General features: G+C 42.1%; 6 protein-coding genes. 4 read left to right on the top strand and 2 right to left on the bottom strand.

What is annotated here, in order from left to right; all coding sequences use genetic code 11:
* The first annotated feature begins 101 nt into the window (after positions 1-101).
* The 3 genes from fosB to glnA all read left to right on the top strand — a co-directional run bounded on the left by fosB (position 102) and on the right by glnA (position 2,518).
* The gene (gene fosB / locus ACI35L_RS00030) at positions 102-533 is read left to right on the top strand and encodes a metallothiol transferase FosB (RefSeq protein ID WP_439801949.1); all 432 of its coding nucleotides are present in this window, start codon (positions 102-104) and stop codon (positions 531-533) included.
* A gap of 207 nt (positions 534-740) precedes the next feature.
* Positions 741-1,142: a MerR family transcriptional regulator gene (locus ACI35L_RS00025; RefSeq protein ID WP_049671193.1), complete on the top strand. Its 402-nt coding sequence runs from the start codon at positions 741-743 to the stop codon at positions 1,140-1,142.
* Positions 1,143-1,183: 41 nt separating this feature from the next.
* A complete protein-coding gene (glnA, locus tag ACI35L_RS00020) occupies positions 1,184-2,518 on the top strand; it encodes a type I glutamate--ammonia ligase (RefSeq protein WP_049671192.1) in 1,335 nt (444 codons plus the stop codon).
* Between the two features lie 324 nt (positions 2,519-2,842).
* Here glnA and ACI35L_RS00015 read toward each other — a convergent pair whose 3' ends face one another.
* A complete protein-coding gene (locus tag ACI35L_RS00015) occupies positions 2,843-3,220 on the bottom strand; it encodes a VOC family protein (protein ID WP_439801948.1) in 378 nt (125 codons plus the stop codon).
* Between the two features lie 225 nt (positions 3,221-3,445).
* Here ACI35L_RS00015 and ACI35L_RS00010 point away from each other — a divergent pair, with 225 nt between their 5' ends.
* Positions 3,446-3,613 carry a hypothetical protein gene (locus ACI35L_RS00010; RefSeq protein WP_439801947.1) on the top strand — a complete coding sequence of 56 codons (168 nt, stop codon included), beginning with the start codon at positions 3,446-3,448 and terminating at the stop codon, positions 3,611-3,613.
* An 18-nt stretch (positions 3,614-3,631) separates the two neighbouring features.
* Here the strand turns inward: ACI35L_RS00010 and ACI35L_RS00005 are convergent, their stop codons facing one another.
* Positions 3,632-3,805: an asparagine synthase gene (locus ACI35L_RS00005; RefSeq protein ID WP_439801946.1), complete on the bottom strand. Its 174-nt coding sequence runs from the start codon at positions 3,803-3,805 to the stop codon at positions 3,632-3,634.
* Positions 3,806-4,173: the final 368 nt, after the last annotated feature.

Genomic DNA, 4,173 nt, shown 5'->3' with positions numbered 1-4,173 from the left:
GAATGGTGAATATTTTATGAAAATAAAGCGGGTTACACAGATTTACACCTAATTTTCTGTATAATCAGAATTGTTGCCAGGTAAAGGGGAAGGGAGAAATTATGACAATCAGAGGGATTAATCATTTATTGTTTTCTGTGTCTGATTTAAATCGCTCCATTTTATTTTATCAGCAGGTGTTCGACGCAAAGTTGCTTGTCAAGGGGAGGACGACCGCCTACTTTGATTTGAATGGAATGTGGCTTGCCTTGAATGAGGAGGGCGGTATTCCGAGAAAGGAAATCAATGAGTCTTATACCCATATTGCCTTTTCAATCGATGAAGCAGATTTTCAGCCTATGCTGGAAAAGCTGAAAAAGCTTAATGTGAATATACTTGAGGGGAGAGAGCGGGATAGGAGGGATCGGCGTTCCATCTATTTCACCGATCTGGATGGGCATAAATTTGAATTCCATACAGGCACTCTCAAGGAAAGACTCGACTATTATCGGGAAGAGAAAGGGCATATGACGTTTTATTTGGATGACGATTGATCTAGGGATGATAAAAAAGACCTGTATGCCATGTTTCTCGGAAGAAAAGGACATAAAAGGGTTTAAGTGTGGTGGATTAAGGAAAAATGAAAAAAGTCGCAATCGTTCGATCAAAAAGCATGTAAGAAAACCTAACATGGAATTGACAATTAAATTTACATACCATACACTATAATTATCCTATTAATGATTAAGGAGGAGGCAGTGGTGAGCGGTAACATTAGAAGAACGATGCCACTTTTTCCAATGAGTATTGTCATGCAGCTGACCGATTTAACCGCGCGGCAGATTCGCTATTATGAGGAACATGAGTTAGTACAGCCTGCCAGAACAGAGGGCAACAGGCGGATGTTTTCATTGAATGACATCGACCGTCTGCTTGAGATCAAGGAGTTGCTTGACCAAGGAATCAACATGGCAGGTATTAAGAAAATCCTTGGTGGTTCTGAGGTCGTTTCGGAAGAAAAGGACGAGCCGAAAGAAACGCCAAAGCCTGAGCTGACAGATGCCCAGCTTCGCAAGCTTTTGCGAGATGAGCTTCTGCAAGCGGGACGCTTCACGACAAGAGGAGGCGCTCGTTCAGGAGACATGCACCGGTTTTTTCATTAAATTTAAATAAATGAGATTCACATTCAAGGAGGAAGAGGTAAATGGGGAAATATACTGCAGACGATATTAGAAAGTTAGCGAAAGAGGAAAACGTCAAATTTATTCGTTTACAGTTCACGGATATTTTGGGAACAATTAAGAATGTAGAGATTCCAGTAAGCCAGCTCGACAAAGCTTTAGACAACAAAATGATGTTTGACGGATCTTCTATTGAAGGATTTGTCCGTATTGAAGAATCTGATATGTACTTGTATCCAGATTTAGATACATGGGTTATTTTTCCTTGGACTGCTGAAAAAGGAAAAGTGGCTCGTTTGATCTGTGACATCTACAATCCAGATGGAACGCCATTTTCCGGAGATCCCCGTGCGAATCTTAAACGCATCTTAGGCGAAATGAAAGAACTTGGCTTCACAAACTTCAACGTAGGGCCTGAGCCGGAATTCTTCCTGTTTAAATTAGATCAGGCAGGGGAGCCGACGCTTGAACTGAATGATAAAGGCGGATACTTTGACCTTGCGCCAACTGATCTTGGCGAAAACTGCCGCCGCGATATCGTGCTTGAACTTGAAGAGATGGGCTTTGAAATCGAAGCTTCTCACCATGAGGTAGCTCCTGGTCAGCATGAGATTGACTTCAAATATGCGGATGCGATCACAGCTTGTGACCAAATCCAAACCTTCAAGCTAGTCGTAAAGACAATCGCCAGAAAGCACGGCTTGCACGCGACATTCATGGCGAAACCATTATTCGGTGTTAACGGCTCCGGAATGCACTGCAACCTTTCCTTATTCAATGAAGGTGTAAACGTGTTCCATGATAAAGAAGGAGAATTGGAAATGAGTGATACCGCTCGCCAATTCATCGCTGGTGTCATCGAGCATGCTCCTGCCTTCACAGCCGTGACAAACCCAACGGTTAACTCATACAAACGTCTTGTGCCTGGCTATGAAGCGCCTTGCTATGTTGCATGGTCCGCACGCAACCGCAGCCCGCTTGTCCGTATCCCTGCTTCTCGCGGATTGAGCACACGCGTAGAAGTGCGCAGTGTTGACCCGACAGCAAATCCATACCTGGCAATGGCTGTTCTATTAAGCGCCGGATTAGACGGAATCAAAAACAACAAACAAGCTCCAGCGCCAATTGACAGAAACATCTATGTCATGAATGCAGCTGAGCGCGCTGAGGAGGGCATTAAAGACCTGCCGGCAACTCTATACCAAGCCCTTCAAGAGCTTCAAAGTGACCAAGTCATCACTGATGCGTTAGGAGAGCACATCCTTGAGCACTTCATTGAAGCGAAAGAGATTGAATGGGATATGTTCCGAACCCAAGTGCATCCATGGGAAAGAGAGCAATACCTGCAAATGTATTAAGAATAAAAGTACCCCTGATACCATTGGTGTCAGGGGTTTTTGTTTGACCAGGGGTGGGAAATAATAGAAAAATAGATTGGTGCTAAGTTGATTGAGGGGGAAGCTATGAGTTTGTCTGAGTGGGTTTTATTAGGGTTGACAGCGGCGACCGCGTTCGTGGTGATGCTCCTTAAGCAATGCCGGGTCTTATATTTCTTCGTTTTATGTGCCTTCGGTTCTGCCCTGTTGTTTGCCTCTAGCTTCCTTCGTGTTGTCCTTTGGTTTCGTGGGTATTATATGTTTTGGCAAAAAGACGGTCTGTATCAAAGAAAAAATCGTAAACCATTAATGAGTACATATCATTAGTACATTCCCATCTGGATCTTGGAAGTTGAAATACGCAAATTCTCCGATTCGCTCGATCTCCCGTGTAATCACTGCTCCTGTACCTTTCACATAATGATAGGCTTCATCAATGTCTGCTGCATACAGGTTGAAAAGAACATGGCTGGAGGGATTTAGTTCAAATCCGGGATCGAAACGATGGTCATCTAATGTCAGACCTGTCTCAGATGTGACGGGAATATTGTATACGGGTGATTTAACTTCTTCTATATGGAAGGGTGCGCCAATCAGTCTGCAATACCATTCAGAGGATTTCTTCAGGTCGCTGACATGAATGAATACATTGTTGATCTTGGATGAAAGTGGTGAAGAATGCATAGGGATTCCTCCTTTGTTTAGCTGTCGGTATTATTTATTCGAGATGAAAGTGGGAATTCCCTTTTCTTTTTGAAATACAGGAAAAGGATGCTTTCGGGTTTGTTGCAGCTAGAGGTGGAAAAATATTCGTGTTGGCGAAGGCTATTGAACGAATTATAATGTGACAATCCAGTTATCGGGCAGATTAATAGAAGAATAGAGTGATTGTTAGATAAGATGGCGGAAATGAAAGTTATGCAAAAAATAAGAAGAGTTCTTAAGGCAGCGATGGCTGAACGAGCAAGACAGGTGATTCAACATGAAGAGATTGAAAAGTATGATCATCTGTACATCGATTATCTAAATCAATTAACGAACGATGAAGAAAAGAAAGGGAAGAAAGAGAGCGTATGAAACGCTCTCTTTCTTTGTCTAACTGCGATGCTCTGCCAAATCAATTGCGCCTAAAACGATATGTGCCAAACCGAAGCCAATCACTGTGTTGGCTATCATCTTGTTGCTGCCTCGCATTTGTTTAAATGCATATCCTCCGGCGGTGACGGCAGAACCTAATACGGCTGGAATTAAACCTTCACGAATGTTCAATTTGAATTCCTCCACATCGAAGTTAGTGAGTGTGCAGAACACACTGGGATTAATATGTGTCATTAGGGAAGGGGTTATGTGTTTTGAAATAAATACCATTGTCTTATAACGAGGTATCATGCTATTATTCTCTAGTCGCCTCTTAGTGGAGAGGGATGACATAAATTCTTTTTAAAAAAAGTCTTGCACAAAAGAAGAAAAGCAGGTATTATATAAAAGTTGCTTCTGAAAAACGAGATAAAAACTTTTTAAAAAAAGTTCTTGCTTTTAAGAAGTGATGAGAGTATAATAAATAAGGTCGCTAAGGCGATTGAAAAAAGATTGTTCTTTGAAAACTAAACAAAACGAAACGCTAAGCAAGTCTTAAA

This window comes from Pradoshia sp., assembly GCF_051873915.1.
Classification (GTDB): Bacteria; Bacillota; Bacilli; order Bacillales; family Pradoshiaceae; genus Pradoshia.
The sequence above is the reverse complement of the archived record's forward strand: the minus strand, read 5'-3'. Positions and strand labels throughout refer to the sequence as shown.